Annotated in this window: 29 protein-coding genes and 1 pseudogene; 15 read left to right on the forward strand and 15 right to left on the reverse strand. The window is 64.0% G+C overall.

The window, feature by feature from the left end; all coding sequences use genetic code 11:
• Positions 1 to 3 precede the first annotated feature (3 nt).
• Positions 4 to 822, reverse strand: a complete 819-nt coding sequence (locus tag GFS60_RS05190) for an acyl-CoA thioesterase (protein ID WP_159919365.1) — start codon at positions 820 to 822, stop codon at positions 4 to 6.
• Between the two features lie 46 nt (positions 823 to 868).
• Positions 869 to 1,522, reverse strand: coding sequence for a TetR/AcrR family transcriptional regulator (locus tag GFS60_RS05195; RefSeq protein ID WP_159919367.1), 654 nt, complete (start codon positions 1,520 to 1,522; stop codon positions 869 to 871).
• A gap of 172 nt (positions 1,523 to 1,694) precedes the next feature.
• Between GFS60_RS05195 and GFS60_RS05200 the strand changes: the two genes are divergently transcribed.
• From GFS60_RS05200 to GFS60_RS05210, 3 genes are read left to right on the forward strand one after another with little or no spacing between them, the layout of a single operon-like run.
• Entirely contained in the window at positions 1,695 to 2,693 is a 999-nt protein-coding gene (locus GFS60_RS05200; protein ID WP_159919369.1) for an acyl-CoA dehydrogenase family protein, read from the forward strand.
• Positions 2,677 to 3,852 carry an acyl-CoA dehydrogenase family protein gene (locus tag GFS60_RS05205; protein WP_159919371.1) on the forward strand — a complete coding sequence of 392 codons (1,176 nt, stop codon included), beginning with the start codon at positions 2,677 to 2,679 and terminating at the stop codon, positions 3,850 to 3,852. Before GFS60_RS05200 ends, GFS60_RS05205 begins: the two co-directional genes overlap by 17 nt.
• 10 nt (positions 3,853 to 3,862) lie before the next feature.
• On the forward strand, positions 3,863 to 4,645 hold the full coding sequence (locus tag GFS60_RS05210; RefSeq protein WP_159919373.1) for an enoyl-CoA hydratase: 783 nt from the start codon (positions 3,863 to 3,865) through the stop codon (positions 4,643 to 4,645).
• A 70-nt stretch (positions 4,646 to 4,715) separates the two neighbouring features.
• On the opposite strand, the gene GFS60_RS05215 is transcribed toward GFS60_RS05210, so the two are convergent.
• Positions 4,716 to 5,483: an SDR family NAD(P)-dependent oxidoreductase gene (locus GFS60_RS05215; protein WP_159919375.1), complete on the reverse strand. Its 768-nt coding sequence runs from the start codon at positions 5,481 to 5,483 to the stop codon at positions 4,716 to 4,718.
• A 140-nt stretch (positions 5,484 to 5,623) separates the two neighbouring features.
• On the opposite strand from GFS60_RS05215, the gene GFS60_RS05220 reads away from it, so the two are divergent.
• Entirely contained in the window at positions 5,624 to 6,073 is a 450-nt protein-coding gene (locus GFS60_RS05220; protein WP_159919377.1) for a nuclear transport factor 2 family protein, read from the forward strand.
• A gap of 6 nt (positions 6,074 to 6,079) precedes the next feature.
• On the opposite strand, the gene GFS60_RS05225 is transcribed toward GFS60_RS05220, so the two are convergent.
• Genes GFS60_RS05225 through GFS60_RS05255 form a run of 7 tightly spaced genes read right to left on the reverse strand, consistent with a single transcriptional unit; the run spans position 6,080 to position 11,724 of the window.
• The gene (locus GFS60_RS05225) at positions 6,080 to 6,880 is read right to left on the reverse strand and encodes an acyl-CoA dehydrogenase family protein (RefSeq protein ID WP_159919379.1); all 801 of its coding nucleotides are present in this window, start codon (positions 6,878 to 6,880) and stop codon (positions 6,080 to 6,082) included.
• Positions 6,877 to 7,974, reverse strand: coding sequence for an acyl-CoA dehydrogenase family protein (locus GFS60_RS05230; protein ID WP_159919381.1), 1,098 nt, complete (start codon positions 7,972 to 7,974; stop codon positions 6,877 to 6,879). Before GFS60_RS05230 ends, GFS60_RS05225 begins: the two co-directional genes overlap by 4 nt.
• A complete protein-coding gene (locus tag GFS60_RS05235) occupies positions 7,971 to 8,387 on the reverse strand; it encodes a nuclear transport factor 2 family protein (RefSeq protein ID WP_109326987.1) in 417 nt (138 codons plus the stop codon). Before GFS60_RS05235 ends, GFS60_RS05230 begins: the two co-directional genes overlap by 4 nt.
• Positions 8,374 to 9,606, reverse strand: a complete 1,233-nt coding sequence (locus tag GFS60_RS05240; RefSeq protein ID WP_159919383.1) for a metal-dependent hydrolase family protein — start codon at positions 9,604 to 9,606, stop codon at positions 8,374 to 8,376. The genes GFS60_RS05235 and GFS60_RS05240 overlap by 14 nt, the downstream gene beginning before the upstream one ends.
• Positions 9,607 to 9,610: 4 nt before the next feature.
• Complete coding sequence (locus tag GFS60_RS05245; RefSeq protein ID WP_159919385.1) at positions 9,611 to 9,934, reverse strand: hypothetical protein; 324 nt, start codon at positions 9,932 to 9,934, stop codon at positions 9,611 to 9,613.
• The gene (locus GFS60_RS05250; RefSeq protein WP_159919387.1) at positions 9,918 to 11,186 is read right to left on the reverse strand and encodes an aromatic ring-hydroxylating oxygenase subunit alpha; all 1,269 of its coding nucleotides are present in this window, start codon (positions 11,184 to 11,186) and stop codon (positions 9,918 to 9,920) included. The genes GFS60_RS05245 and GFS60_RS05250 overlap by 17 nt, the downstream gene beginning before the upstream one ends.
• 4 nt (positions 11,187 to 11,190) lie before the next feature.
• Positions 11,191 to 11,724 carry a carboxymuconolactone decarboxylase family protein gene (locus GFS60_RS05255; RefSeq protein ID WP_159919389.1) on the reverse strand — a complete coding sequence of 178 codons (534 nt, stop codon included), beginning with the start codon at positions 11,722 to 11,724 and terminating at the stop codon, positions 11,191 to 11,193.
• Between the two features lie 370 nt (positions 11,725 to 12,094).
• Between GFS60_RS05255 and GFS60_RS05260 the strand changes: the two genes are divergently transcribed.
• The 9 genes and pseudogenes from GFS60_RS05260 (at position 12,095) to GFS60_RS05300 (ending at position 20,046) form a co-directional block, all read left to right on the forward strand.
• Positions 12,095 to 12,409, forward strand: a complete 315-nt coding sequence (locus GFS60_RS05260) for a hypothetical protein (RefSeq protein WP_159919391.1) — start codon at positions 12,095 to 12,097, stop codon at positions 12,407 to 12,409.
• 95 nt (positions 12,410 to 12,504) lie between these two features.
• Entirely contained in the window at positions 12,505 to 13,671 is a 1,167-nt protein-coding gene (locus GFS60_RS05265; RefSeq protein WP_159926893.1) for an acyl-CoA dehydrogenase family protein, read from the forward strand.
• Positions 13,671 to 14,438 (forward strand): SDR family NAD(P)-dependent oxidoreductase, encoded by a 768-nt coding sequence (locus GFS60_RS05270; RefSeq protein WP_201453509.1) that lies wholly within the window; start codon positions 13,671 to 13,673, stop codon positions 14,436 to 14,438. The genes GFS60_RS05265 and GFS60_RS05270 overlap by 1 nt, the downstream gene beginning before the upstream one ends.
• Positions 14,438 to 15,665, forward strand: a pseudogene (locus GFS60_RS05275) (CaiB/BaiF CoA transferase family protein). Before GFS60_RS05270 ends, GFS60_RS05275 begins: the two are co-directional and overlap by 1 nt.
• 23 nt (positions 15,666 to 15,688) lie before the next feature.
• Positions 15,689 to 16,537 carry an enoyl-CoA hydratase/isomerase family protein gene (locus GFS60_RS05280; protein ID WP_159919393.1) on the forward strand — a complete coding sequence of 283 codons (849 nt, stop codon included), beginning with the start codon at positions 15,689 to 15,691 and terminating at the stop codon, positions 16,535 to 16,537.
• Positions 16,530 to 17,675, forward strand: a complete 1,146-nt coding sequence (locus GFS60_RS05285; protein ID WP_159919395.1) for a thiolase family protein — start codon at positions 16,530 to 16,532, stop codon at positions 17,673 to 17,675. The genes GFS60_RS05280 and GFS60_RS05285 overlap by 8 nt, the downstream gene beginning before the upstream one ends.
• A gap of 13 nt (positions 17,676 to 17,688) precedes the next feature.
• Positions 17,689 to 18,837: an acyl-CoA dehydrogenase family protein gene (locus tag GFS60_RS05290; protein ID WP_109327006.1), complete on the forward strand. Its 1,149-nt coding sequence runs from the start codon at positions 17,689 to 17,691 to the stop codon at positions 18,835 to 18,837.
• 106 nt (positions 18,838 to 18,943) lie between these two features.
• The gene (locus GFS60_RS05295; protein ID WP_159919397.1) at positions 18,944 to 19,549 is read left to right on the forward strand and encodes a TetR/AcrR family transcriptional regulator; all 606 of its coding nucleotides are present in this window, start codon (positions 18,944 to 18,946) and stop codon (positions 19,547 to 19,549) included.
• Entirely contained in the window at positions 19,546 to 20,046 is a 501-nt protein-coding gene (locus tag GFS60_RS05300; protein ID WP_159926897.1) for a hypothetical protein, read from the forward strand. Before GFS60_RS05295 ends, GFS60_RS05300 begins: the two co-directional genes overlap by 4 nt.
• A 61-nt stretch (positions 20,047 to 20,107) precedes the next feature.
• On the opposite strand, the gene GFS60_RS05305 is transcribed toward GFS60_RS05300, so the two are convergent.
• From GFS60_RS05305 to GFS60_RS05320, 4 genes are read right to left on the reverse strand one after another with little or no spacing between them, the layout of a single operon-like run.
• Positions 20,108 to 21,082 (reverse strand): NADPH:quinone oxidoreductase family protein, encoded by a 975-nt coding sequence (locus GFS60_RS05305; RefSeq protein ID WP_159919399.1) that lies wholly within the window; start codon positions 21,080 to 21,082, stop codon positions 20,108 to 20,110.
• Between the two features lie 7 nt (positions 21,083 to 21,089).
• Positions 21,090 to 21,857, reverse strand: a complete 768-nt coding sequence (locus GFS60_RS05310) for an enoyl-CoA hydratase-related protein (protein WP_109327009.1) — start codon at positions 21,855 to 21,857, stop codon at positions 21,090 to 21,092.
• The gene (locus GFS60_RS05315; protein ID WP_236603379.1) at positions 21,854 to 22,870 is read right to left on the reverse strand and encodes a phosphotransferase family protein; all 1,017 of its coding nucleotides are present in this window, start codon (positions 22,868 to 22,870) and stop codon (positions 21,854 to 21,856) included. The genes GFS60_RS05310 and GFS60_RS05315 overlap by 4 nt, the downstream gene beginning before the upstream one ends.
• The gene (locus GFS60_RS05320) at positions 22,867 to 24,168 is read right to left on the reverse strand and encodes an acyl-CoA dehydrogenase family protein (RefSeq protein WP_159919403.1); all 1,302 of its coding nucleotides are present in this window, start codon (positions 24,166 to 24,168) and stop codon (positions 22,867 to 22,869) included. Before GFS60_RS05320 ends, GFS60_RS05315 begins: the two co-directional genes overlap by 4 nt.
• Before the next feature lie 109 nt (positions 24,169 to 24,277).
• Here GFS60_RS05320 and GFS60_RS05325 point away from each other — a divergent pair, with 109 nt between their 5' ends.
• Together GFS60_RS05325 and GFS60_RS05330 are read left to right on the forward strand one after the other, a co-directional pair.
• A complete protein-coding gene (locus tag GFS60_RS05325; RefSeq protein ID WP_159919405.1) occupies positions 24,278 to 24,754 on the forward strand; it encodes a VOC family protein in 477 nt (158 codons plus the stop codon).
• Positions 24,755 to 24,758: 4 nt separating this feature from the next.
• Positions 24,759 to 25,376: a TetR/AcrR family transcriptional regulator gene (locus GFS60_RS05330; RefSeq protein ID WP_159919407.1), complete on the forward strand. Its 618-nt coding sequence runs from the start codon at positions 24,759 to 24,761 to the stop codon at positions 25,374 to 25,376.
• 27 nt (positions 25,377 to 25,403) lie between these two features.
• Here GFS60_RS05330 and GFS60_RS05335 read toward each other — a convergent pair whose 3' ends face one another.
• A complete protein-coding gene (locus GFS60_RS05335; protein WP_159919409.1) occupies positions 25,404 to 26,084 on the reverse strand; it encodes a TetR/AcrR family transcriptional regulator in 681 nt (226 codons plus the stop codon).
• Positions 26,085 to 26,196: the final 112 nt, after the last annotated feature.

The raw sequence follows: 26,196 nt of genomic DNA on the forward strand, positions 1-26,196 counted from the left end.
GCGTCACGGGTGGATGCGGAGGAGGGCTTCTTGCGCATAGGACGCGACGAGGCTCCCGTCCTCGGTGAGAACATCGCCACGGCCGAAGCAGCGGCCGTGCGCCAGCAGTGGACTGTGCTGGCGAAGGAGGAGCCACCTGTCGGTGCGGAACGGCCGATGGAACCAGAGGCTGTGCGAGGTGACGGCAGAGGTGAATGCCGTGCCGTTACCGAGTTGACTGAGCCCGTGAAGTGGGCGCAGCGCCGTGCCGATAAGGTTCAGGTCGGTGGCGTACGCAGTGAGCGCCTGGGCCAACTCACCAGCGACTTCCGGTGTGCGCATCCAGAATTCGAAATCGGGGGTTGCGGCCGCCGTTGCGTTCAGGTCGGCGGCGGCGCGGGTTTCCCACGGGAGAAGGTCGAGGTGTACCCGGAATTGTTCCGGAAGGACGGCCGGAACCGCGGGAATGCTTTGATGTTCGGGTCCGTCCTCACCGCAATGCAGGGAGATCGCGGCAGTCGCAACCACCCGTTCCGACTGCCGGGCGACGACCGCCACGGCTGCGAACGATCGGCCTTCGTGTTGAGTCGTGACCTCGTACCGGACCGGCTCGTCGGCGCGTCCCTCCCGTGCAAACAGCGCATGCATCGATTTGACGCTCTTGCTCGGACAGGTGAGACGAGCCGCCTCCAGGAACTGGCCCAGGATTTGTCCACCGAACAGTCGGTGGTAGTCCAGTTTCTGGTTGCTTCCCTCGAACACCGCGACCGTGGGGTGATCGGGGTCGGGTGGGTAGGGGCGCAGATCGAGGCAGGCGAGAAGGTCGTTCCATAACTCGGGCACAGATCGACTGTAATCGATGTTTCTCTTGTTGAGAATACCGTTCTCGTCAGGAGTGCGCGAAACCCCGCGAGCAGAAAGCCCAGACCTCGTCGGCGGAAATGGGACGGACGGTTGTGTCGTCGTTGCCGCCGCTGGACTGAGCGATGAACATGACCGTCTGCATCGTCATGGCGGCCATTCGGCGCGGATTGATCTCGGCGCGCAATTCACCTGCGGCTTCGGCCTGCTCCATCAGCTCGGTAAACAGCGAGAGCAGCGCCGAGTGCGCGACCTTCACCTCGGCGGGATGGGAAATCAGCAACTGCGGGGCAAAGTCGGTGAACAGAGGACGATGCGCCACCGGGTCGGGGCGGCACGACTCGAACAGCAACTCGACGGCGACGCGGAGCTGGTCGAGTGGGTCGGTCTCGTTGGCCGCCGCGGCGCGGATCTGATCGGCAGACCGGGTCAGTGCTTCCTCGAACAGGGCGAGGAGAAGTTCGTGTTTGCCGTCGAACTGCAGGTAGAAGCTACGCAGCGACTGCTTGGACCGGTCGACGAGCTCCTGCACCGTGAAGTCGGTGCTGCCCTTTTCAGTAATGATCGCCTGCGCTGCATCGAGGAATTTCTGCACCCGCTGCTCGGCGCGAAGCTTGGCGGTTTTGATGGAGCGTTCGACCGCGCGCTGCTTCCAGGCCGGCTCTTCGCTGATTTCGGTCACCGCCGGACCCCCCCTCTGTGTGTAGCAAACATGTATCCACTGTACCGGAGAGGAGCATGGCGTTGGGTCGCCGGCCTGCCGGCTTCGGGCAAAAGTGGAACTCTTACTTTCGTCTAGCGAGAATGTTATTCTCGCTAGACCATTCGCAGCTCTGGCAAGGAGGCAAGCCGGGATGCTTTTCGAGTTCGACTCCGATCAGCGGTTGTGGCAGAAAACCGTCCGAGAAGTCACGGCCAAGGAGTGCCCGCCCACCCTGATCCGCGGGATCGTCGACGATGGTGGTGACCCCGGTCCTCTATGGAAGGTGTACGTCGACCTCGGGTGGACCGAGCTGGCGGAAGCCGACGTCGCCGTCGAATTGGCGATCGTCCTGGAAGAGCTGGGCCGAGCTACCGATCCCACGCCCTACCTCGCGACGATGACCCAGTTCGCTCCTCTGGCCGTAGGGTGTGCCAATCCTGCGCAGTCCGGCGCGGCGGTATTCGACGGTGTGAGCGCCCACCGCGACGGTCGTGGCTGGCTCCTGAACGGCACCGCCCACCGAGTCATGGACGGAGATCGCGCAGATCTGCTGGCTGTGGTGACGGGCGCTGGCGTCTTCGTGGTTCCCGCAGAACGGGTGACCGCAACGCGCAGTCTGATATTCGATCCCGTGCTGCACCTTGCCGAGGTGACCTTCAGTGGGGTTCGCGTGAGCGAAAGCGACCGCAGTGCCGCAGATCCGGAGCGCGCTCGTCAGCTGGCGCTGACCGGCATGGCGCTGACGATGGTCGGAGCCTGCCAGCGCATTCTCGACTCAGTGCTCGTTCATGTGAAGGGTCGCAATCAATTCGGTGCTCCGATCGGCTCCTTCCAGGCGGTCAAGCACAAAGCAGCGGACATGCACGTGGCCGTCGAACGTGCCCGCACACTCGCCTACTATGCCGCCCTCACGATCGCCGCCGACGATCCCCGCCGCCGTGTGGCTGCGGCAATGGCCAAGGCCGCGGCGGGGGAGTGCCAGTCGCTGGTCTTCCGCAACGGCCTGCAGCTGTTCGGAGCCATGGGATTCACCTGGGAAAACGACCTTCAGTTCGCGCTCAAGCGCGCCAAAGCCGGCGAGCTCCTGCTCGGCGGCGCGGCCGAACATCGGGCGCTCATCGCCGAGGAGTACCGTGCAACTCACCTTTGATGCCGACGTCGAAGAATTCCGGGCCGAGTTCCTGGCCTTCCTCGCCGAACATCTGCCCGACGAGGCCGAGGCGGGGGAACGACCCCGCTCCAGTGCGGATGTTCCGGAGTGGGCCCGCCGCTGGCAGCGGAAGCAGTTCGACAACGGCTGGCTGCTCCCTGGGAACCCTCCCGAGTTCGGCGGCCGCAATGCCAGTATCCTGCAGCAGTACGTTCATCTCGAGGAACTTTCCCGGCGCCGGATCTATCACAGCTTCAATCCCCAGGGCCTCGGCATCATCGCGGCCTCGTTGTTGTCGTTCGGTACGCCGGAACAGAAGGAACGTTGGGCTGCACCCATTCTGCGTGCCGAGATCACTGCTGCGCTCGGCATGAGTGAACCCGGTGCGGGCTCCGACCTCGCGTCGTTGCGTACACGCGCGGTGCGCGACGGTGACTCTTTCGTGGTGAACGGCCAGAAGGTGTGGACGTCCGGTGCCAACGAGGCCGACGTGTTGCTCACCTTCGTCCGCACCGATCCCGACGCTCCGAAGCACAAGGGAATCAGCGTGCTTCTGATTCCCACCGACACCCCGGGGGTCACGCGCCGTCCCTTCGCCTCCGTGTGTGCCGAGGACGACTTCGACTTCAACGAAGTGTTTTTCACGGACGTCAGGGTGCCCGTGGAGAACCTCGTCGGTGGGCTGAACCAGGGCTGGGGCGTTGCGAACGGTGCCCTTGGCCACGAACGCACCCTGTTATGGCTGGGTTTCGCCGATCGACTACAGGATCTCGTCGAGGATTTCCGGCCTGTCACGGCGCTCGACCGTGATCGCTATGCCACGCTCGCCATGGACAATCAGGCGCTGCGGCTGCTGGGCTCTGCGGCGCTGGCCCGTGCAGACCGGGGTGAGCAGGACGTAGCGGCCCTGTCGGTTCTGAAGATCCTGGGATCCGAGGCGGTGCAGACCGCTTCGGAGCACGCGCTGGACGGCGCCGGGTTCGACGGTCTGGTCCACCCCGCGCTGACGGCACCGTACACACCCTGGAACAACGACCATTTCGCGTCGAGTTGGTTCGAACGCTATGCGCGGAGCTTCGCCGGCACCATTGCCGGCGGCACGTCCGAGATTCAGCGCACGATCGTCGCCGAGCGCGTGCTCGGCCTACCCCGAAGCTGAGGAGCCCGACATGTATATCGACTACGAGGTCGCCGACAAGATCGCGACCATCACACTCAATCGCCCCGAGGCCGCCAATGCCCAGAACGGCGCCCTCCTCGACGAACTCGATGCAGCCTGGACCAAGGCGGCAGAGGACCCTGATGTGGCGGTGATCGTCTTGCGTGCCGAGGGGAAACACTTTTCGGCCGGTCACGACCTCAACGATCGGTGGCCGGCTCCCGCGGAGATCACCCTGGAATGGATTTACGGGGCGGAGACCCGTCGCTATCTGGAGTACTCGCTGCGTTGGCGCAATGTTCCGAAGCCGTCGATCGCGGCCGTCCAGGGGCGCTGCATCGCGGGCGGGCTGTTGTTGTGCTGGCCGTGCGACCTGATCGTCGCTGCCGAGGATGCCTCCTTCTCCGACCCGGTGGTGATGATGGGCATCGGAGGAGTCGAATATCATGGCCATACCTGGGAACTCGGCGCCCGCAAGGCGAAGGAAATTCTCTTCACCGGCCGTCCGGTGACGGCCGCGGAAGCCGAGCAGGTCGGCATGGTGAACAAGGTAGTGCCGCGCGATCAGCTCGACGCGGAGACTCGGGCCCTTGCCGAACATATCGCCACGATGCCCTCGTTCGGGCTGCGCCAGGCCAAGCGCGCGGTCAACCAGACGCTGGACGTGCAAGGTTTCTACGCTGCAATCCAGTCGGTGTTCGACATCCATCAGTCCGGACACGGCAACGCCTTGAGTGTCAGTGGCTACCCGATTCTGATGAAGCTGGACGAGATGAAGGCAAAAATCCAGTAATTGGATTCAGTAGAAGTGTCGACTCCGATGGTGGGTCCCGTAAGCGGGGCCCACCATCGGGGGTAAGTCGTCAGACCTTTTTGGTGACGCCGCCGTCGACCCGGATGATAGCGCCGGTAGTGAAACTCGATGCGTCACTGGCGAGATGGAGTGCGAGAGGTCCGAGTTCCTCGGGCTTCCCCATGCGACGCAGCGGCACGAACGACGCTTCCTCGCCTTCAGCCGGCGCCCACGACTTCGAGACATCCGTCAGGAAGGGGCCCGGCAGGATTGCGTTCACCCGGACCTTCGGCGCGAATGCATCGGCCAGGCCGACCGTGAGTGCATTCACCCCTGCTTTGGCACAGGCATAGGGCAACTGACGCGCGCTCGCCACCAGGGACCCCGCGGTACCGACATTGATGATGGAGCCACCGTCGTTTTCGGCCATGTGGGTGGCGGCTCGAACGGCAAGCCGAAACGGTCCCTTGAGGTTGACAGCGAACGTCTTGTCATACAGCTCTTCGGTGATGTCGTCGAGGTTCTCGTACAGCGGTGACATTCCGGCGTTGTTCACCAGTACGTCGAGCCTTCCGAAATGCGCCAGGGTCTGTTCGATCAACTGGTCGCACTCGTCCCAGCGTCCGACGTGACAGGCTACGGGAAACGCTCGACTGCCGGTGGACGTCTCTACCTCCTTGGCCGCGAGCTCGCATGCAGCGAGCTTGCGTGAGGCGATGACGACGTCGGCCCCCGCCTCGGCGAGAGCCTGCACGATGGCTCTTCCGATACCGCGGGATCCGCCGGTGACGACGGCAACCTTGCCGGTCAGGTCATGTAGGGAAGCACTAGTGGTCATCCATGAATTATGCCCGAGTCGAGTGCCCTTTGGAAAGGACATTCTGAAATTCGAGAATCACATTCTGCAGGCGGCGGAGTGCTTGTGTGGTGAGCTACCTGCGGGGGGTCGATTGTGCTTGTCGAGAGGTGAGGAACCACATGAATATCCGAGTGGTACAGGACAAGGCCGAGATCGCGGAGCTGATGTATCGGTACGCGCGAGCGGTCGACACCAAAGACTGGGCGCTGCTGACTTCAGTGTTCACGGAGGACGCTCACCTCGACTACAGCTCGGTCGGGTACCCGCCCGGGCCGCGAGACGAGGTGGTCGCCCTTCTCCGGGATGCGCTGACCCAGGTTCCGCTGACGCAGCATTTCGTCACGAATATCGAGATCGATCTCGATGGCGCCACCGCGAAGGTGCGGGCAATGTTCTTCAATCCCATGCAACTACCCGGCGTGAGCGGCATGACCTACTGCGGGGGCAACTACCACCACGAAGTGGTGCGTACTCCGGATGGCTGGAGAAGCGCCCGACTCCGGGAAGAGAGTCTTTGGTTCTCGAATCATCCCGGGCCGAGCGGCCTTGACGAGGCCGCTCGGTCATAGCCGGTGTCAGAGCTGGACGAGGCGCGGCGCCGATCCTTCGGCCCGGATCGTCGCGCCTGCTTCGCGGGTGAGCTCTCGCGCACTGCCGAGGAGGCCGTCCAGCACCAGCGCGCGCCGGATGTGCCGGTGTAGATCGTGTTCGGCGGTGAAACCTATCCCACCGAGCACCTGCTGGCAGTGACGAGCCGTAGTGAGCGCCGCCTGGCCGGCCGCAGCCTTGGCGAGCAGGGAGCCGAGGTCGTCGGTGGCGGCGGCCAGGGTTGCTTCGGCGCCCTCGATGGCGACGAGGGTCTCCGCGAGCCGATGCCGTACGGCCTGGAATGCGGCGACCGGCCTGCCGAACTGTGTACGACCCAGCGCGTGTGTTCGAGCAAGGGACAGCATGGCTCGGCTGGTACCGGTCAACCACCAACCGAGCGCTCGGCGGCCCGCAGCAAGCGGAACCGGACTTCCGGGGTCGACGATCGTCAGCGGTAGTTCACTGTCCAGTGTGCTGTACTGCGGTGTGGTCGCCCTGTCGATGCGGTCCCACAGAACCGAGGAGCCTCCGGTGTACGGCAGGGGGACGGCGCCACCGACGGGGAGTCCTGCCTCGTCCAGCACCACGTCATTGAGGAAGGGTCCGTGTGCGCCGGTCTCCCCGAGGAGCCGGAACACCATCGGCACTGCGAGGTCTGGCATTTCGGTGAGCATGTCGTGCCACCCGAGTTCGGTGAGGGCGGTATCGAGATCTGCGCCCGATCGGGTGGTCATCGTTTTGCGAAGTGTGTCCTCGAGGAGGGTGAGCTCCACGTCGTACACGGTCATTCCGCCCCCAGGTCGAGTAGCCGGCGCGCGATGATGTTGCGTTGTATTTCCGCGGTCCCGCCGTAGATGGTCGCGGCGCGGGAATACAGGAATTCCGTGCGCCACTCGTTCTCGCCGAGTTCGAGCACCCCGGGGAGCAGGTCTCGGGCGGTGTCGAACAGTCGCTGTTCGGCGGTGGCCAGCAATACCTTGTCGATGGAGGTCTCCGGGCCGAGCTGGGCTCCATCTGCCAGTCGCTGCTGGGTGGCGTGGGAGCGACACCGAGCGGTGTGGAGCGCGAGGTATGCCGCACCGAGATCGCCGTCGTCCGACGTCGCGGTATTCGATTCCGTCAGCAATCGATCGAGACGGGTGAACAGATAGGCGATTCGGTGCCAGAAGCAGGTGGACCGTTCGTGAGGGAGTAAGTCCATGGCCACCCGCCATCCGTCGCCCGGGCGGCCGAGCATGCGATCCTCGGGAACGACCACATCGTCGAAGTACACCTCGGCGAACTCGTCGACGCCGTGCATCGTGCGCAACGGCCTGACGGTGATGCCTGGTGTGTTCATGTCGACGAAGAAGGCGGTGATACCGCCATGACCCGGCGCGGTGCGGGTGAGTAGGACACAGCGGGTGGAGTATTGGGCGAGGCTCGTCCAGACCTTTTGCCCGTTGATCACCCATGTGCCGTCACCGCGGGGATCCGCGCGGGTGGTCAGCGACGCGAGGTCGCTTCCCGAACCGGGTTCGGAAAAGCCCTGGCACCACTGCTCGCGGCCGCTGAGCAGCAACGGCACCATCTCGGCCGCCAACTCCGGGCGGGCGTACGAGATCATGGTCGGAGCGAGCACTTCGATCATCGAATAGATTCCGGGCTCGGCCAGGTCGCGGGTCGCCACTTCCTCGCCGAGGACGGCGCGAAGCACCGCTGGCCCGCCTACACCGCCGACCTCGGTGGGCCAGCCGTAGCGCATCCAACCGGCGTCGTAGAGGGCGCCACGCACCCGGGCCAACTGCGCGACCTGTCCGTCGAGTGAATGATCGGGCCCGGCGGACAGGTCGTTGTCTTCGAGCCAGGCGCGCAGACCTGCCCGAAATTCCGTGACGTTCATGCGCCAGGACGTTCGAAGGCGTGCGGGCGCCCCGAATCATGCGCTCCGCTACGGCGAATGAACGTCATGGCTCGTGTCCGAAGCCGCCAGCCGTCGGTGGTCCGGGCATAGGTGTCGTTGTAGTACCCGATTCGCATGTCGTGCGTCGCCTCGTCGACGAAGCACAGTGGCTGGGTCCCGGTTGCCGTGTCGCCGGACAACTCGATGAGGGGCGTACCGGTCATGAACAGACCTTTGGGTGCGGCAGCGACCAGTTCGGGGAACTGATCGAGGGGAAATGCGTCACCGAAGGCGCTGTAGGTGCCGTCAGCAGTGAAGACACCGATCACCCCCTCGACGTCGCCCTTGGTCATGTTCACCGCATAGCGGGCGAGCAACTGCTGAATTTCCATCAGGTCGTCATTTGTTGACATAGACCTTGCCGCCTTTCATGACGAACCGCACGTTCTGGGTCACGGTGATGTCGCCCACCGGGTCACCGGGAACACCGATGATGTCGGCCAGCAGGCCCTCCGCGAGCCGTCCCCGGTCGGTCACGTCGATCAGATCGGCGGCCGTGGTGGTCGCTGCCTGCAGCACCGACAAGGGCGGCATACCTCGCTCCACGAGGGCGACGAGTTCGTCGGCGTTCTTGCCGTGGGGAATCGCGGGTGCATCGGTGCCAACGGCGATCTTCACGCCTGCCTTGTATGCCGCAAGCACCGAAGTGCGTGCGCGGGGGAACATCTCGGCGGCCTTGGCTTGCAGATCGGCAGGGGCATGCGAGACGTCCATGGCATCCGCGAGCCGGGTGGTGGGCACCAGGTAGGTACCGCGCTCGACCATGAGGTCGATGGCATCGTCGTCGATGAGAAAGCCGTGCTCGATGCAATCGATGCCTGCTTCCACCGCCGCACGTACCGCATCCGCGCCGTGTGTGTGCGACGCGACGCGCAACCCGCGCCGATGAGCCTCGTCGACGATGGCCCGTAGTTCCTCATCCGAATAGTGCTGCGCACCGGGAAGTCCGGTGTGCGACATGACCCCGCCCGAGACGCACACCTTGATCAGCTGTGCGCCGTGCTTGATCTGATAGCGGACGGCCTTGCGTACCTCGTCGATCCCGTTGGCGATCCCTTCCTCGATGGTGAGGTCCAGAACACCGGGGGCGAACGCCGCGAACATCGTGGGGTCGAGATGTCCACCGGTGGGGGTGATCGCGTGTCCGGCCGGCACGATCCGGGGACCGTCGACCCAGCCGGCGTCGATCGCCTTGCCGAGCGCGACGTCGAGTAGGTAGCCGCCCGTCTTGACGAAGAGTCCCAAATTGCGGACGGTGGTGAAACCGGCGTGCAGCGTGCGGCGGGCATTGCCCACCGCACGCAGCATGCGCAGCGGAGGATCGTCCTGCACGGTGGAGTACACGGGCTTCTCTCCCCGCCCACCCATCAGGAGGTTGACCTCCATGTCCATGAAGCCGGGAAGGAGGATCAGGTCACCGAGATCCAGCACCTCCCCTTCCGCGTGGTCGCCGGCATTGCCGGCGTCAGAGCCGACACCGACAATGCGATCGTCCTCGATGTGGAGGATGCCGGGTCGGATGATCTCGCCGGAATCGATGTCGAGTAGCCCGGCCGCCTTCAGTGTCAGCATGATGTCAGACCACCGGTTCCTTGATGAGATCGACCCACGCCGCGCCGCTGTCGGGCACCCGGGCCTGCTTCCACACCTCGATCGGGAACGACACCATGACGAGCGACTGCATCAGGTGCACGAGGGAGCGGGCGTCGTCGGGCAGGTCGTCGAAGTCGAACTTGTCGCAATACGTGATCGCGTCTTCGAGGCGGCCGAACGCGGCGTCGTAGAACTCCTGCATCTCGGGCATGGTGGAGGCGAGGCGTTTTGCGTAGCGCTCGGGTTCGGTCTGCAGGGCCCAGCCGGCGTACGGCTCGAGGTCGGCGAACTCAGTTGGCAGAGCCATCACGGTACTCCTTGACGTAATCTTTGACGGTCTTGTGAAGGTGGCGGAGAAGAACTTCCTGATCGCAGAGCGGGAAGTCGGTGACGGTGCCGGTGGCAAGCATCGACTGGGTTGCCTCGAGGGTGTTGGCATCCTGGAGTGCGTACTCCTTGAAAGTCACCGCAGCCAGCTCCTGCGCGAGGCGTTCGCGCGTGTTCTTCGGGGGAACGAAGTAGAGGTTCGCCTCGAAGGTGTGGCGACCGACCTCTGTCGGCCAGTACTGGTACGTGAGGTACCAGCCCGGTGCCCAGAACAGGAGCGAGAAGTTGGGGAAGATCTCGAATTCGTCGATGCCCCAGGGCTTTGCGCCGGCCGGGTTGATGCCGCGCGGCAACGGATCGAGGCCCTCGATGTCGGGACGATCCCACGGACCGAAGAGACCACTGCGCAGGACTCGCTCGATCGGCTTGACCATGTTGAGGTCCTTCGGCGGCGACATGCCACCCCAGGAGGAGATCATCGAGTGGGGAGTCTGCAGCTCGTAGTGCAGTGCCTCGAAGCCGTAGCCGATGAGTTTGTCGGCCTCGTCCTTGGTTGCCTGCTTCTGGTGGAGCACAGGCGCGTGGTAGAACTCGGCGAACGCGTCGATGAACAGCTTCCAGTTGCTCGCGATGTCGGAGCGGTAGCTGTAGACCTCGGTCATCTCGTGGAAGGGGTATCCCTTGAGGCTCTGGCCGTAGTCGCCGAGGTATTCCTCCAGCGATACTGCTTCGGGATCGAGGTTGACGAAGATGAAGCCTTCCCAGACCTCGCAGCGCACGTCCTTGAGGCCGTAGTTGCTCTTGTCCAGGTCGAAGAACTCGCCCTCTTGCTGCACGAACGTGAGCTCGCCTTCGAGGCTGTAGCGCCACGCGTGGTACTTGCAGGTGAACTGACGGCAGGTGCCGGAGGTTTCTTCCTGCGGGAAGTCGTTCCACACCAGCTTGTTACCGCGGTGGCGGCAGACGTTGTGGAAGGCGCGGATCGTACCGTCGGCCCCCTTGACGATGATCAGTGAGGTGTCGGCGGCCTTCAGTTCTCTGGTGAAGTAACCACCGGTCTTCGGCACCTGTTCGACGCGCCCGACCAGCAGCCAGGTGCGCTTGAAGATTGCGACCCGCTCGTCTTCGTAGAACTGGGGATCAGTGGAGTCGGTGTAATCGACCGGCTCGGTACCGAGTTGGGGGAAACTCTTTGTCCAGCTTCCCGCAGCTGGTTTCGCGAAGTGGGGCACGGGTCTACCTTTCCTGTTCGAGCTCTATGCCGAATGTGTTGAAAGCCATGGCCATCATGGTGTAGCCGCCGATCGTGAAGACCAGGTCCATTTGCTGCCGTTCATCGAGACGCTCACCGAGCGCGGCCCAGGTCCGGTCCGACAGGCGGGACGTCTCGTCGAGTTCGTCCACGGCCGCGAGCAACTTCTGCTCGAAGTCGTCGGCGGCTTCGCCACGCTGCGCGGAGGCGATCTCCTCCTCGGACAGTCCTACTTCTCTGCCGAGCTCTGTGTGGTGTGTCAGCTCGTACAAGCAGTCGCGGCGATACGCGACCCGCAGTATTGCCAGCTCGCGCAGGCGTGCGGGCAGGGTCGACCGGTACAGCAGGTGAACGCTGAGACCGAGAAATGCCTTTGTCAGGTCGGGATGGCGAGCGAGTGTCGCCAACGCTGTGCCCGCCCCTTCCGGATTCTGCCGTTCTCTCGGAAGCATCCCGGCGAAGGCGAATCGTGCTTTGTCGTCCCAGCGGTCTGCGGGCAGCGGGGGCAGTAAGGGCATTCGTAACCTCCTCTCGATGAGAATTGCATTCTCAAATATGAGCACTAGGTTTCCACGAGATGCTCCGATAGTCAATCTCTGCGGTAAATCCGCCCCCGGACCGCGGTCAACGGCATCCCTCGCCGAGCGTCGGGCGGGACCATCTCAACTGAGGTCACCGCCCGGTCGACAGTCTCCTCATCGCGTGTACACGACTCTGTACAGCTTGATTCTCTGTAAACGAGAGGATAGTTTCCAGGTAGTAAGAGAGCGACCATCGTGGGTGTCCGGGTCAGAAAGCGGAGACACCCGGTAATGCTTCTGCTCCACATCAGCGGTCCCCATGTCCTCGACCTGCCCGCTGACCGCTTCGTCGAAAGGGAGATTCATCGTGACCACATCAGCACCGCTGCGTCCCGGTGAGCAGCTCGCCAGTACCGTCTGCTCCACTCGAGTGATCGTCGTGCGTGCCCCGGCCGAGGGTGCGCCGCTCATCGCCTGCGGTGGCACACCGATGGTCCCCGCTACCGGCGGTCGGCCTTCCACAGCCGGAATGACCGATCCCCGCACACTCCTCGGCAAACGCTATGTCGATGCGAGCGAGACCCTGGAGGTGCTCTGCACGTCCCCCGGCGTGGGAGAGCTGAGCTGCGACGGCGTCCCCATGACCATCAAGGCCGCAAAAGCCCTTCCCGCCTCCGACTGAGCGGAAACGGTCTGGGCACGCAGAGACGTGTTCGACGGTTCCGTCGGCGGCAGGCTGAAATGAGAGAGAGCAGAGTAATGGCTGTGCCCGGTGGCATGAGTTTCGAGCTGACCGAGGATCAGAAATTGATCCGGAAATCGGTCGGCGAGTTGGTGAAACGGTTCGACGACCAGTACTGGATGGAGAAGGACCGCGCACACGAGTTCCCCACGGAGTTCTATGCCGCCATCGCGGACGGTGGATGGTTGGGAATGACGATGCCGCAGGAGTACGGCGGACACGGGCTCGGAATCACTGAGGCAACCTTGCTGCTCGAGGAAGTTGCCCGATCCGGCGGTGGTATGAACGCCGCGAGCTCCATTCATCTGTCGATCTTCGGAATGCACCCAGTTGTGGTGCACGGATCCGAAGAACTCAAGCAGCGGACGTTACCGCGCATCGCTTCGGGCGACCTCCACGTCTGTTTCGGGGTTACCGAGCCGGGTGCGGGGCTGGATACCTCGCGCATCTCGACCTTCGCGCGGCGGCAAGGCGACCACTACGTCGTGAACGGCCGCAAGGTGTGGATCTCGAAGGCGATGGAGTCGGAGAAAATTCTCCTGCTGACCCGCACCGAACGCTACGACGACGTATCCAAGAAGACCGATGGCATGACGCTGTTTCTCACCGATCTCGATCGCAGCCGCGTGGACATCCGTCCGATTGCAAAAATGGGGCGAAATGCGGTCACCTCCAACGAGTTGTTCATCGACGATCTCCGTATTCCCATCGAGGACCGCGTCGGTGAGGAAGGCATGGGCTTCAAGTATCTGCTCGACGGCCTGAACCCCGAGCGGATGCTCATCGCCTCCGAAGCGCTGGGGATCGGCCGGGTAGCGCTCGAGAAGGCAGTGAAGTACGGCAAGGAACGCGAAGTGTTCGGCAGGCCGATCGGAATGAACCAGGGCATCCAGTTTCCACTCGCCGATGCCTTGGCGCATCTGGATGCGGCCGAACTGGTTCTTCGAAAGGCCACCTGGCTCTACGACAACGGTCAGCCGTGCGGGCGTGAGGCGAACACCGCCAAGTATCTCTGCGCGGAGGCCGGGTTCGCGGCTGCGGACCGAGCGCTGCAAACCCATGGTGGAATGGGGTATTCGGAGGAATATCATGTCGCCCGCTACTTCCGCGAGGCCCGGCTGATGCGAATTGCACCGATCAGTCAGGAAATGATTTTGAACTATCTAGGATCACACACTTTGGGATTGCCGAGGAGCTACTGATGGCCGACAATATTGGGTTGTTCGATCTGACCGGACGGTCTGCGCTGGTAACCGGTGCCGCCGGGGGTATCGGTTCGGCAGTTGCGCAGGCACTCGCTGCCGCGGGCGCTGCCGTGCTCGTCACGGATGTCGATGCCACCGCCGCCGCGGCTGTGGCCGAGAAGATTTCGGCGCGCGGGGGTAAGGCCGACAGCATCGCCTTGGACGTCCGCGACAAGGACTCCGCCGACGCGGCGGTGGCCAGGGCGGCCGGTTTCACCGAGGGCGTCCTCCACGTACTCGTGAACAACGCCGGAGTGACTGCACCGGCCATGTTCGCCGATCTGCAGAAGGAGTCCTTCCAGCGGATGCTCGACATCCACCTGCTCGGAGCCTTCCACTGCGCCCAGGCAGCACTGCCCTTCCTTGCCACCGATGGGACCGGACGGATCATCAACGTGACGTCTTCGGCTGGCATCACCGGCACGCTCGGTCAGGTGAACTACTCCGCCGCCAAAGCCGGCATCATCGGCATGACAAAGTCGCTGGCGCGTGAACTGGCCCGCAAGAACATCCTCGTCAACGCGCTGGCACCACTCGCTGCCACCCCGATGACGGAAACCATACGTACGGACGAGAAGTTCGCCGCCCAGATGCTGAACCGCATCCCACTGCGACGCTGGGCCGAACCCGAAGAGATCGCCGGTGCCTTCGTCTTCCTCGCCTCCGATGCCGCCTCCTTCGTCACCGGGCAGGTGCTGCCGGTGGACGGCGGCATGGTGATGTGATGGCCGAACCTGCGGCGTCGGGCGGCCCACTCGAAGGCATCACGGTCGTCACGATCGAGCAGGCCGTCTCAGCCCCGATGTGCACCAAGACGCTCGCGGACTTCGGTGCCCGCGTGATCAAGGTGGAAAATCCGCGAGGTGGTGATTTCGCCCGCCACTACGACGACGTCGTCGACGGCATGGCAGCCCATTTCGTCTGGGCCAATCGCGGTAAGGAGTCCGTGACACTCGACCTGAAAACCGACGACGGGATCGAGATGCTGCACCGGTTACTCGGCAATGCCGACGTGCTGGTGTCCAACCTCGCGCCGGGGGCCACTTCCCGCCTCGGTATCGCGCCCGCAGATCTGGCAACGCGTTACCCGGAGCTCGTCGCGGTCGAGATCGACGGCTATGGGTCGGGCGGGCCACTGTCGCACAAGCGGGCGTACGACCTTCTCGTGCAGGCGGAGTCGGGCGCATGCGCGGTAACCGGATTTCCGGGTGAGCCGGCTAAACCGGGTCCCCCCGGTAGCCGATGTCAGTTCTGGACTGTATGCCGCGTTGTCGATCCTCGCTCTGCTGTGCGTGAAGGGGCGTCGTCCTGAACTGGGTGCTCGTTTCGGCGCGGTCACAGTCAGCATGTTCGACACCATGACGGAACTGATGGGCTACCCCCTCACCTACACACGGCATTCCGGGGTAGATCAGCAGCCGCTCGGAATGTCGTCGCCTGCGGTCGCGCCGTACGGCGCCTACCGGACCGCCGATGAACAAACCGTGGTACTCGGCACCACGAACGACGGGGAATGGCAGCGGTTGGCGCGGGACATACTGCAGCGCAGTGACCTTGCCGACGACGACCGATTCGGGACGAACTCCGGCCGGGTCATGCACCGTGCCGAGCTCGACGAGGCCATCGGTGCATGGTGTGCGCTCCACGACCTCGCCCACGTGCAGAAGACTGCCGACGCCGCGGGTATCGGCAACTCTCGGTACAACCTCCCGAGTGAGGTTCTGCGGCATCCGCAGCTCACGACGCGCGACCGCTGGCGGCAGATCGAGACACCGGCAGGGCCGATCCCCTCACTGCTGCCGCCGCCCATCATCGCCGGTTACGACCCTCCGATGGCGGCGGTGCCAGGTCTCGGGGAGCACACCGACTCCGTACTCACCGAGTTCGGGATCGCCGAAGCCGACCTCGCCCGGCTGCGGGAGCAGGGCGCCGTCGGGCCCATCTACCGCTGATGTGCCTGTGAAGGGGAAACACTGTGACTGACAGTTCCATCCTGTTGTGCCGGGACCGCGACGGCGTGCGAACTCTGACGCTCAACCGGCCGCAACGCAAGAACGCCATCAACGCGGAGTTGTGGACCGTATTGCGGGATGCGCTCGTCGCAGCCGGAACCGATCGTGCGGTACGTGCGGTGGTTGTCACCGGGGCCGGCGGGGCATTCAGCTCGGGCGCTGACATCGCTGCCCCGAGCGGCGACCACCCGACAGACAAGATGCGGCGCCTGACCGACGTAGCGATGCTGTTGCACGAGCTGCCGAAACCGACGATTGCCAAGGTGACCGGTGTGGCAGTCGGTGCCGGATGGAACCTGGCACTGGGATGCGATTTCGTGATTGCCACGCCGGAAGCGAAGTTCTCCCAGATCTTTACGCGGCGTGGGTTGTCCTTGGATCTGGGCGGCTCCTGGCTGCTGCCGAAACTGGTGGGACTACAGCAGGCGAAGCGACTTGCCTTGCTGGCCGAGATGATCGACGCCGAAGAAGCACACGCCCTCAATCTCGTGACCTGGGTGGTGCCGGCCGCGGACATCGATGGTTTCGTCACCCACCTCGCCGAGCGACTGGTGGCAGGCCCGCCGGTTGCACTCGCGCAAAGCAAGGCGCTGCTCAACGAGGGAGCCGACCGAACGATGCGCGATGCGCTGGCGAACGAGGCCCGCGCGCAGATGGTCAATTTCGCCACCGCGGATGCTCCGGAGGCATACGCCGCTTTCGCGGAGAAACGCGAACCACATTTCACGGGTCGTTGGGCGGTCGCCCGTGCGCGCGACGCCGCCGACCTTCGAACCATGGACAGACCGACAGTAGGAGAAGTCAATGCGTGAGGTAGTAATCGTCGAGGCGGTCCGTACCCCGGTGGGGAAGCGGAACGGCGGACTGTCCGGCGTGCACCCGGCAGACCTGTCGGCAATGGTTCTCACAGCGCTCGCCGAACGCACCCGGCTCGATCCCGGCATCGTCGACGATGTGATCTGGGGGTGCGTCTCCCAGGTCGGAGATCAGTCGAGCAACATCGGCCGCTACGCCGTACTCGCCGCGGGGTGGCCCGAAACCGTTCCCGGAACGACGATCAACCGAGCGTGCGGGTCGAGCCAGCAGGCGATCGATTTCGCGGTGCACGCGGTGATGTCGGGGCAGCAGGACGTCGTCGTAGCAGGCGGTGTCGAGGTCATGAGCAGGGTGCCGCTCGGAGCGGCGAAAGCTTCCGGCGCGCCGTACGGGCCCAAAGCGCTTGCCCGTTACGACAATTTCCAGTTCAACCAGGGTGTCGGCGCGGAAATGATCGCCCAGAAGTGGGGTCTGTCCCGGAGCCGGCTCGACGAGTTCGCCAGTCTTTCACACGACCGCGCGGCAACCGCTCTGGACAACGGTGCCTTCGACACCCAGATCGTTCCCGTATCCACTGAGGCGGGAGTGGTCGCCGTCGACGAGTGCGTGCGACGGGGCACCAACGTCGACAAGCTCGCTGCGCTGAAGCCGGTGTTCCAGGACGACGGTGTGATCCACGCAGGCAACTCCTCGCAGATCGCCGACGGGGCAGCCGCTCTGCTCGTCACGACACCGGACAGGGCGCGCGAACTGGGGTTGACGCCGATCGTGCGGTACTGCGCCGGTGCCGTCACAGGGGCAGATCCGGTCTTCATGCTGACCGGACCGATTCCGGCGACCGAGAAGGTGCTGAACAAGGCGGGCATCGACCTCCCGGAGGTCGGCGTTTTCGAGGTGAACGAAGCCTTCGCCTCGGTGCCGCTGGCCTGGCTCGCGGAGACCGGTGCCGATCCCGCTCTGGTCAACCCGTTGGGTGGCGCGATCGCGCTGGGGCACCCGCTCGGCGGATCGGGCGCCATTCTGATGACCCGCATGATCCATCACATGCGCTACAACGGGATCCGCTACGGCCTCCAGACGATGTGTGAGGGCGGCGGCACCGCCAATGCCACCCTGGTCGAGCTGTCGGCGTAAGGAAGGAATCGACATGCGCAGAGACGTTTTCACCGCAGACCACGAAGCTTTCCGAAAACTGGCCCGCGACTTCATCGAGAAGCGAGTGGTCCCCGACTATCCGATCTGGGAGAAGGCAGGGCGGATGCCACGTGCGGTCTTCGAGCAGCTCGGATCCCTGGGATTGCTTGGTACCGCCATCCCCGAGGAGTTCGGGGGAGCGGGGCTGCCCGACTACCGCTACAACGTCATCCTGCAGGAGGAGGCGGCCCGCGCACTGGTCACGTTGAGCACGGTCCGCACCCAACTCGACGTCATCCTTCCGTACTTTCTCGCCTATGCCGACGACGCGCAGAAGAGCCGCTGGTTTCCCGGTCTGGCGGCAGGCACGCTGCTGACGGCCATCGCGATGACCGAACCCGGTACGGGCTCCGACCTCGCGGGGGTTCGCACCACCGCAGTGCGGGACGGCGACGAGTATGTCGTCAACGGTGCCAAGACGTTCATCACGGGGGGATTGCTCGCAGACCTCGTGATCGTCGTCGCTCGGACGTCGACCGATCCGGACAATCGGCGCGCGGGACTGACCCTGCTGGTCGTGGAGGACGGCATGCCCGGGTTCACGCGCGGTCGAATTCTCGACAAGATGGGCTGCAAGGTGCAGGACACCGTCGAGCTGTCGTTCGATGACGTCCGCGTTCCGGTGGCCAACCGGCTGGGCGAGGAGGGTGCCGCCTTCGGTTACCTCGGCCGGAATCTGCCGCAGGAGCGAATGACAGTCGCGGTCGGGTCGGTCGCCCAGGCGCGGGCGGCAGTGATGACGACGATCGAGTACGTCAAGGAACGTAAGGCGTTCGGCACGCCCGTCGCGTCGTTCCAGAACACCAAGTTCGAGCTGGCAGCCATGTCCGCCGAGGTCGAGGCAGCACAGTCGATGATCGACCGGGCGGTGCTCGATCTCGTGGACGCGGAGTTGTCCGGTGCCGACGCTGCGAGGGTCAAGTTGTTCTGCACCGAGATGCAAGCGCGTGTCGTCGATCGGTGCCTGCAACTGTTCGGCGGCTACGGCTTCATGACCGAATACCCGATAGCCCGCCTCTACACGGATGCGCGCGTCGCCCGAATCTACGCGGGGACGAGCGAGGTGATGAAGGTAATCATCGCCAAGTCTCTAGGACTGTGACGACCGGATGTGACTGTAGCCGCGCGTAACAACAAAAGAGATCCTTGTCACACCGGACGAACTGACCTACTGTGTGTTCAGTAGGTTGGTCCAACGAAGGAGTCCGGTGTCGGAACCACGGCCGTATGACACGCTTCTGGCGAAGGGTGAGGATCGACGGCAATTGATCGTCACGGCCGCTCAGCGGCTGTTGGCGCGAAACGGCTGGCGCAACACGACGTTGGCTCAGATCGCGAAGGAGGTCGGGGTCAGCCCTGCTGGACTGCTGCATCACTTCGAGTCGAAGGAGCAGCTGTTGCACGCGGTGCTCGACGCCCGCGATGCCGACGACGACGCTCACGCAGACCGCTCGGGTGATCTCATCGAGCAGATCGAGCGGGTCGCTGAGCGATTCCAGCGCTCACCCGAGCTGCTCGGCATGTTCGCCGCCCTCCAGATCGAAAACCTCGATTCCAACGCGCCGCTGCACGACCGCCTCCTCGGCAGAGCCAGGGCCTCTGTCGAGGCCGTGGCAGAAGGCATCCGGCGTGGTCAACGCGCCGGCCGATACCGAACCGACGTAGACCCGGCACTCAAGGCCGTAGAGATTATGGCGTTTCTCAGAGGAATGGAGACCTCATGGCTACTCGACCCTTCGATCCCCGTGACCGACGTATTCAGGGAGTATGCACGATCGCTGACTCGACAGCTCGCGCCCGACAGCGAAGCCTGAGGTACCGGGTTGCCGTTGTCGCACCGAACGTGGTCGACGTAGTGCGACTCGCTGGAGGGTGGCTGTTCGACCAGACGATGGCAGGGTGGGACGTCTCGGTCATCGTCGCAGACCACTCGGACGCGCGGCCACTCCAGATTCTCGGAGCGATCACACTCGACCTGGAATCGGCGCTCGCGGGTCCTCACGGTCCCTGCCCACAGGTGATCGCAGTGTCGGCAGATCTGTACCAAACCGACTCCCGCGTGCGGCGGGGTGTGCTCGACAACTTGGACAAGGGCGAAACCGAGGTGATGCTGCTCGGCGATACGTTCCCAGACGATCTCGATGGGAGATTCGGCTCCGGCAGCCACCGGCTGAGTATGGCTGCCAGAGCTTTCAAGGCCCATGCCCTCGCGGCGGCTGCCGTTTCGGTCGATTCGATCGGTGCCACGGAGACCTTCCGCCACAACGAGCTACTCAACTGGCCGTCATGGTCGATATCCGACATAGCTTGACCGTCGGGGTTCGTGGTCATAAGTGTTACTCCTCCGGCTGCGTCGGAGGAGTAACACCGCACTACGATTCGCAGTCGATGAGTACCTTACCGATGGCGTTGCCGTCGGCGACGAGCCGGAGAGCGTCGGCCGTGTCCTCGAGCGGATACGACGCGCCGATGTGGGGGACTGCACGATTCTCGAGTAGCAGGTCGGTCAGTTCCTGTTCGTTACGATGAAATTCGTCGGCTGGGATGTCCTTGAACTGGAATCCGGAAATGTGAATGCCTTTGACCAGCACCAGATTGAGCGGGATGGACGGGATGACGCCGGAGGCGTAGCCGACCGTAACGAAGCGGCCGCCCGGGCGTAGCGCGCGGAGTGCAGGCTCGGAGAGGTCGCCTCCCACCGGGTCCACCACGACGTCTGCGCCCTGGGGAAGTGCCTCTTTCAGCCGGGTGCGCAGATCCCCGGATCGGTGATCGATGAGGTGGCCGGCTCCATATGAAGCGGCGACGACGAGCTTGTCGGTGTTCGACGCGACCGCGGTGACGGACGCACCGAGTGCGATACCGAGTTGAACAGCGGCGATGCCGACTCCGCCGCCCGCTCCGAGAACGATCAGCTCGTCCCCGGGCCGCACGCGGGCCACCGAGCGAAGTGTGTGATAGGCCGTGCGGTGTGCGACGCCGAAGGCAGCGGCGACGCGTGCATCGATGCCGTCCGGGATCCGCTTGAGGGTGAGTTTGTCGGAGGCCACGACGATCTCCTCGGCGAAGGCACCGACAAACCCGGTTCCGGTGACCCGGTCGCCCACTGAGACAGCGCTGACTCCTTCGGCCACTTCCTCGACGACGCCTGCGAACTCACTCCCGGGTGTGAACGGTGGTGGGACACTGACTTGGTACTTGCCGGCAATCAGTAGCACATCTGAGAAGTTGACGGCTGCGGCTCCGATCTTGATCCGCACCTGACCCGGTTCCAAGAGAGGTGAGGGAAGCGTTTCAACTGTGACAGCCTCGGGGGGCCCGTACGAGGAACAGACTGCGGCACGCACTGTCAGATCACCGTCCCTGCCAGATCGGTGCGCGCTTCTCGATGAACGCCGCGGCGCCCTCTTTGGCGTCTGCGCTGGTGAATACGATGGACTGCCAGTCGGTGAGTCGTTCCGCGGCCCTGTCCGCATCGGAGACCGAGAGGCGGACGAGTTCCTTGCAGGCAGCGAGTCCGAGGGGTGCATTAGCGGCGATTCGCTCGGCGAATCCCAGGGCGGTGTCCAACACAGCATCAGCTTCGACCACAGCATTGATCAAACCGAGCTGGTAGCCACGGTCTGCGGTGATGAAGTCGCCCGTGAGCGTCATCTCCAGCGCGGCGTGCAACGGGAGTCTCGTCCCGATGGTCGTTCCGCCGCCACCGGGGAACAAACCCCGTTTGACCTCCGGGAAGCCAAATTTAGCGGTCGACGAAGCGACGATGACATCGGCCCCGAGCAGCAGCTCGAGTCCGCCGCCGATGGCGGTGCCGTTTGCCGCACCGATAACCGGGAGGGTCAGTTGCCCCGAAGCCAATCGTGCGTAGCCCTCGGAGCTGAAGCCGCCCTCGCCTTCTTCCGCGAAGGAGCGCAGATCCATCCCTGAACAGAATGCGCGGTCGCCCGCACCGGTGAGGACGATGGCGCGAATGTCCGGATCCGCTTCGGCCTCCACGACGATGGTGCCGAGGTCACGCATCAGCGTGCCGGTGAGTGCGTTCCGTGCCTCCGGCCGGTTGAGGCGAAGTACCAAAATGGCGCCGTGGCGTTCCTGTACGAGTTCGGCGATGTCGGTCATAACTTGTACTCCGTCGTTTCGGCGAGCTCGGCGGCCGCAATCATGGACTGGACGACGATAGGCCCGAAGGCGAGGAGCTTCTCGTTGTCGCCCGCACGCTGGTATCCCTGTTCGAGGATGATCGCCAACTTCCATTTGGCAAGGATCCGGTAATAATCGAGATCGTCGACCTGGCGTCCCGAGATGTCGGAATAGTGTCCTGCCAGCTGATCCATTGACGGCATCCCCTGCAGGTTGACGTAGCTGCAGGTGGCAGCTTCCGTGGTGCTGGTATCCGCGGGCCAGCCCTCGAGCATCCAAGCCAGGTCGAGCTTGGGGTCTCCGACCGTGCCCATTTCCCAGTCGACGATCGCGGCCAGTTTCGCCGGTGCACCGTGATGGAACATGACGTTCGCGAACTGATAGTCGCCGTGCATGATGCCGGGGATGAAATCGAGCGGCTTGTGGTTGCGCAGCCAGTCGGTGGCCACTTCGAAACCGTCGAGCTCGCGCGCCTTGATCTTCGCGAAGAGGCCGGTCCAGCGGTCGACCTGACGTTCGTGGAAGCCTTCGGGCCTGCCCAGGTCTTGGAGACCCCTGGACTTCCAATCGACCGCCGACAGGAGGGCGATGCCTTCGGCCAATTGGTAGCCGAGTCCGGCGCGGGCCACGAGGTCGGTGTCGAAGGGGGTGGTCCAGTTCCTGTTCTCCATCGGTGACCAACCGTCGACGAATCCCATCAGGTAGAACGGCCGGCCGAGGACCGATGCGTCTTCGCATACCGCGATGGCCTCGGTGTGTGGCACGTCGGTGCCCTCGAGTGCCTGGATGATCTGCCACTCCCGCAAGATCCCCTTGTCGCGGTTCGCCGGCGCCTCGGGCGGTGGTATCCGGATCACGCAGCGGAGGTCTTCGCGGGTCAGTTCGTAGATGTCGTTCTGTGTTCCGCCGGAAAGGTATCGGTGTTCGAGCGGGGCCCCCTTGCCGAGTCCCTGACCGTCCATCCAGTCCGACAGGCGTTGAAAGTCGATCACAGATTCCCTACTTCCAGTTCGAGGTAGTCGGCGAACTTCGCCTTGGCGGCTTCTTGCTTCTTCGGGATCCATTCCGTGGGCCAGAGGTCGTCGTTGGGCTTGTAATCGCGAAGTACCTGTTTGGCCACTGTGGTCTTGTGCACCTCGGTGGGGCCGTCCGCGAGGCCCATGACAGCGGCGCCGTGAATCATCTGGAACAGCGGCAGCTCGTTGGTCACGCCCAGCGCACCGTGTACTTGCATTGCGCGCCAGGCAATGTCGTGCAGAACAGTCGGCATGATGACCTTGGCGGTGGCGATGTCTTTTCGAACCTTTTTGTAGTCGTTGTACTTGTCGATTTTCCAGGCCGTATGCAACACGAAGAGCCGGAACTGGGCCAGCTGGGCGTAGGAGTCGGCGATATAGCCCTGGACGAATTGCTTCTCGGCGAGGCGGCTACCTGAGGTCTCGCGGCTGAGGGCGCGCTCGCACATCATGTCGAGCGCCTTCTGTGCCAGACCGATCGTCCGCATGGCGTGGTGGATCCTGCCGCCACCGAGGCGGGCCTGAGCGACGGCGAAAGCCTGACCTTCTCCACCGAGCATTGCCTCTTCGGGAACGCGGACACCGTCGTAGTGAATGAGGGCGTGGGTACCGTCGTTCATGGCTTCCCCATACAGGCCGACGTTGCGGACGATGTCGATTCCGGGCGTATCCGCCGGGACCAGAAACATCGACATGCCCTTGTAGACGCTGACGTCGGGGTTCGTGACGGCCATGACGATCAGGAAGGATGCGGTTCTGGCGTTGGACGAAAAATACTTCCAGCCGTCGATGACCCAATGGTCACCATCCTTGACCGCTCGCGTGGTGAACTGGGCTGGGTCGGCGCCCGCCTGGGGCTCGGTCATCGAATACGTGGAGAACAACTCGCCGTTGAGTAGCGGCTGCAGGTAGCGCTCTTTCTGTGCTTCGGTGCCGTAATGGGCGATGATCTCGGCGTTGCCAGTGTCCGGCGCTTGGCACCCGAACACGATCGGTGCCCACGAAGATCGGCCGAGGATTTCGTTCAAGAGCGCCAACCGCAGCGCTCCGTATCCCTGGCCGCCGAGTTCGGGTCCGAGGTGGGTGGCCCAAAGGCCTTGTTTCCGAACCTGGTCTTTCAGCGGGTCGATCGCCTTGCGTCGGGCCCCGTCGAGGGGAACGAACTGTTGGTGTTCCCAGATGTGATCGAGTGGCTCGACCTCCTCGCGTACAAACGTATCCGCCCAGTCCAGTTTCGCTTGGTACTCAGCGTCCGTCTCGAAATCCCATGCCATTGCGCCTCCTTCGTCAGCATGAGAATATCGTTCTCGTGAACATAAATGCAATTCTTATTTTGCAGAGTTCTCTTCTTGAAGCCGTGCGGAGTTGGGCGAGGCGGGGCCGATGAAGGCTGAGGACCTCTTTCATCTCGGCATCGTCACCGACGACCCGGAAGCGACCCGGATGGAGCTCGGCGCCCTGTTCGGGTACGAGTGGGGCGACGAAGTAGGTGGTCCGATCGCGGTGACTGTGCCGGACGGTGACACCGTCGTCGATCTCAGCTGCGCATACTCCGTCACCACACCTCGCATCGAAGTGGTGCGAAGCGTCCCCGGAACTCTGTGGGAACAAGCGCCGGGCATTCACCACGCCGGCTACTGGTCCGACGACGTCGCGGCGGACGCTGGAAAACTTGTACGCTGCGGTTTCGTGACCGAGGCGACCCGGGTGGGTTCCGACGGGCAGCCGTTCTTCACTTTCCATCGCAGCGCGACGACGGGCCTTCGGATCGAATTGGTGAGTCGTGTGGCGCAGCCAGGGCTTCAGCGGTGCTGGGCCCGCCCCGAGCGGCTTTCGCGCGGTCCAGCCGAAGCGCACTGACGCGATGGAGGATCTTGCGAACCGTATTGCTCAGCGCGCGTTGGCCAAACGCGGCGCGATATATGCCATGGAAATCCGTGGGTTGCTCGACGCCGCGCTCGAGGTGATGCGGGCGTGCGGAACGACCTCCCGCCCGCGGGTCGCGGACATTGTCGCTGCGGCCGGCCTGTCGAACGAGGCGTTCTATCGTCATTTTCGGTCGAAGGATGCGCTGGTGGCAGCGCTGTTCGAGGACGGAACGGAGCGGTTGCGGAATTACGTTGCGCACCAGATGGGCAAGGAGTCCACGCCTGAGGTAAAGGTTCGCCGCTGGGTCGAGGGTGTGATCTCCCAGGCCGCCGGTGAGGTCGCGGAAACCACGCGCGCCGTCCTGTGGAACGCCGGCAGTCTCGGCGAGGACGCGGCGTCGGGCCTGCGGTCGGCCAGTGATCCGCTGGCCGGTTTGCTGCACGAACCGTTCAAGCAGTTGGGAAGCGAGGCGCCCGAATTCGATGCCTCCCTTGCAGCGCACGCGATGATCGGCACGTTGTCGGACTACCTCTGGCGGCGGGTTCAGCCGACCGCGACCGACATCGATCGCATCACCGTGTTCTGCCTGAGAGCCGGAGCAGCCGGGCGGTAATGCGCCGACCGGCCGTTGCTTTCCGGGTCACGTCCGTTCGTCGTCGACGCGCCGCAGGCTGCGAAGAAAGAGCTGCACCGCCGAACGGGTGTGGCGTGCCCGCTCCTCAGGGTCGTGCACGATGCCGAAGGACGCGAGGCGCGCCGGCGCGACCGAGGCCATCCCGAGGAAGTGTTCCGCGAGCAGGTCGGGGTCTTCGGCCACGATCGAGCCGTCTGCCGCGTGCCGGTTGAGTAGGTCCACCACGAGCTGCTTGCGCGGCCAGAATCCGGTCCCGAAAGTCCGGCGGGCGAGCTCTGGGTAGTGCGAAGCATGGGCAATAGCGATCTGTTCGAGCCTGATCATCGAGGGTTCGAGCGCCCGACTCAGCGCGGCGGACGCGATCGCGGTCAAGGCCTCCTCCAAGTCGTCGAGGCTCGGCGCGGGTGGTTCGGGAACCGGCCAGTCGGTGCGTTGTATCGCCCATTCGAGTACCGAGCGGAAGACTGCCTCCTTGGTGGGGAAGCGGGCGTACAGGGACGGTTTGGTGGTGCCGGCCGCCTCGGCGATCGCATTCATCGACGTGCCCTCGTAGCCGTACTGGAGGAAGAGCTCGAGCGCGCTTTCGCGGACGCTGCGATCGATCCGCATGGCTTGCTCCCGGGTGGGACGGCCGCCGCGGTGAGGCGTGGAGTCGTCTGTACGAGAGCGGGACTTCGGCGACGTCATGCCGGTAAGTCTGCCAGCCGAGTCCGGGACTGTTGTGGACAAAATAACTATACCGTGGGTAAAGTTAGCGAAACTTGACCGTGGGTAAAGTTATTTGCGCATACGAGGCCGG

This window comes from Rhodococcus sp. WAY2, from assembly GCF_009859915.1.
GTDB lineage: Bacteria > Actinomycetota > Actinomycetes > Mycobacteriales > Mycobacteriaceae > Rhodococcus_F > Rhodococcus_F oxybenzonivorans.

Bases quoted from the DNA above. Each gene is read 5' to 3' on its own strand.
- GFS60_RS05200 (WP_159919369.1), top strand. From the start codon at position 1,695: ATGCTTTTCGAGTTCGACTCCGATCAGCGGTTGTGGCAGAAAACCGTC.
- GFS60_RS05210 (WP_159919373.1), top strand. From the start codon at position 3,863: ATGTATATCGACTACGAGGTCGCCGACAAGATCGCGACCATCACACTC.
- GFS60_RS05215 (WP_159919375.1), bottom strand. From the start codon at position 5,483: ATGACCACTAGTGCTTCCCTACATGACCTGACCGGCAAGGTTGCCGTC.
- GFS60_RS05220 (WP_159919377.1), top strand. From the start codon at position 5,624: ATGAATATCCGAGTGGTACAGGACAAGGCCGAGATCGCGGAGCTGATG.
- GFS60_RS05225 (WP_159919379.1), bottom strand. From the start codon at position 6,880: ATGACCGTGTACGACGTGGAGCTCACCCTCCTCGAGGACACACTTCGC.
- GFS60_RS05230 (WP_159919381.1), bottom strand. From the start codon at position 7,974: ATGAACGTCACGGAATTTCGGGCAGGTCTGCGCGCCTGGCTCGAAGAC.
- GFS60_RS05235 (WP_109326987.1), bottom strand. From the start codon at position 8,387: ATGTCAACAAATGACGACCTGATGGAAATTCAGCAGTTGCTCGCCCGC.
- GFS60_RS05240 (WP_159919383.1), bottom strand. From the start codon at position 9,606: ATGCTGACACTGAAGGCGGCCGGGCTACTCGACATCGATTCCGGCGAG.
- GFS60_RS05245 (WP_159919385.1), bottom strand. From the start codon at position 9,934: ATGGCTCTGCCAACTGAGTTCGCCGACCTCGAGCCGTACGCCGGCTGG.
- GFS60_RS05255 (WP_159919389.1), bottom strand. From the start codon at position 11,724: ATGCCCTTACTGCCCCCGCTGCCCGCAGACCGCTGGGACGACAAAGCA.
- GFS60_RS05265 (WP_159926893.1), top strand. From the start codon at position 12,505: ATGAGTTTCGAGCTGACCGAGGATCAGAAATTGATCCGGAAATCGGTC.
- GFS60_RS05270 (WP_201453509.1), top strand. From the start codon at position 13,671: ATGGCCGACAATATTGGGTTGTTCGATCTGACCGGACGGTCTGCGCTG.
- GFS60_RS05285 (WP_159919395.1), top strand. From the start codon at position 16,530: ATGCGTGAGGTAGTAATCGTCGAGGCGGTCCGTACCCCGGTGGGGAAG.
- GFS60_RS05290 (WP_109327006.1), top strand. From the start codon at position 17,689: ATGCGCAGAGACGTTTTCACCGCAGACCACGAAGCTTTCCGAAAACTG.
- GFS60_RS05310 (WP_109327009.1), bottom strand. From the start codon at position 21,857: ATGACCGACATCGCCGAACTCGTACAGGAACGCCACGGCGCCATTTTG.
- GFS60_RS05320 (WP_159919403.1), bottom strand. From the start codon at position 24,168: ATGGCATGGGATTTCGAGACGGACGCTGAGTACCAAGCGAAACTGGAC.
- GFS60_RS05325 (WP_159919405.1), top strand. From the start codon at position 24,278: ATGAAGGCTGAGGACCTCTTTCATCTCGGCATCGTCACCGACGACCCG.
- GFS60_RS05330 (WP_159919407.1), top strand. From the start codon at position 24,759: ATGGAGGATCTTGCGAACCGTATTGCTCAGCGCGCGTTGGCCAAACGC.
- GFS60_RS05335 (WP_159919409.1), bottom strand. From the start codon at position 26,084: ATGACGTCGCCGAAGTCCCGCTCTCGTACAGACGACTCCACGCCTCAC.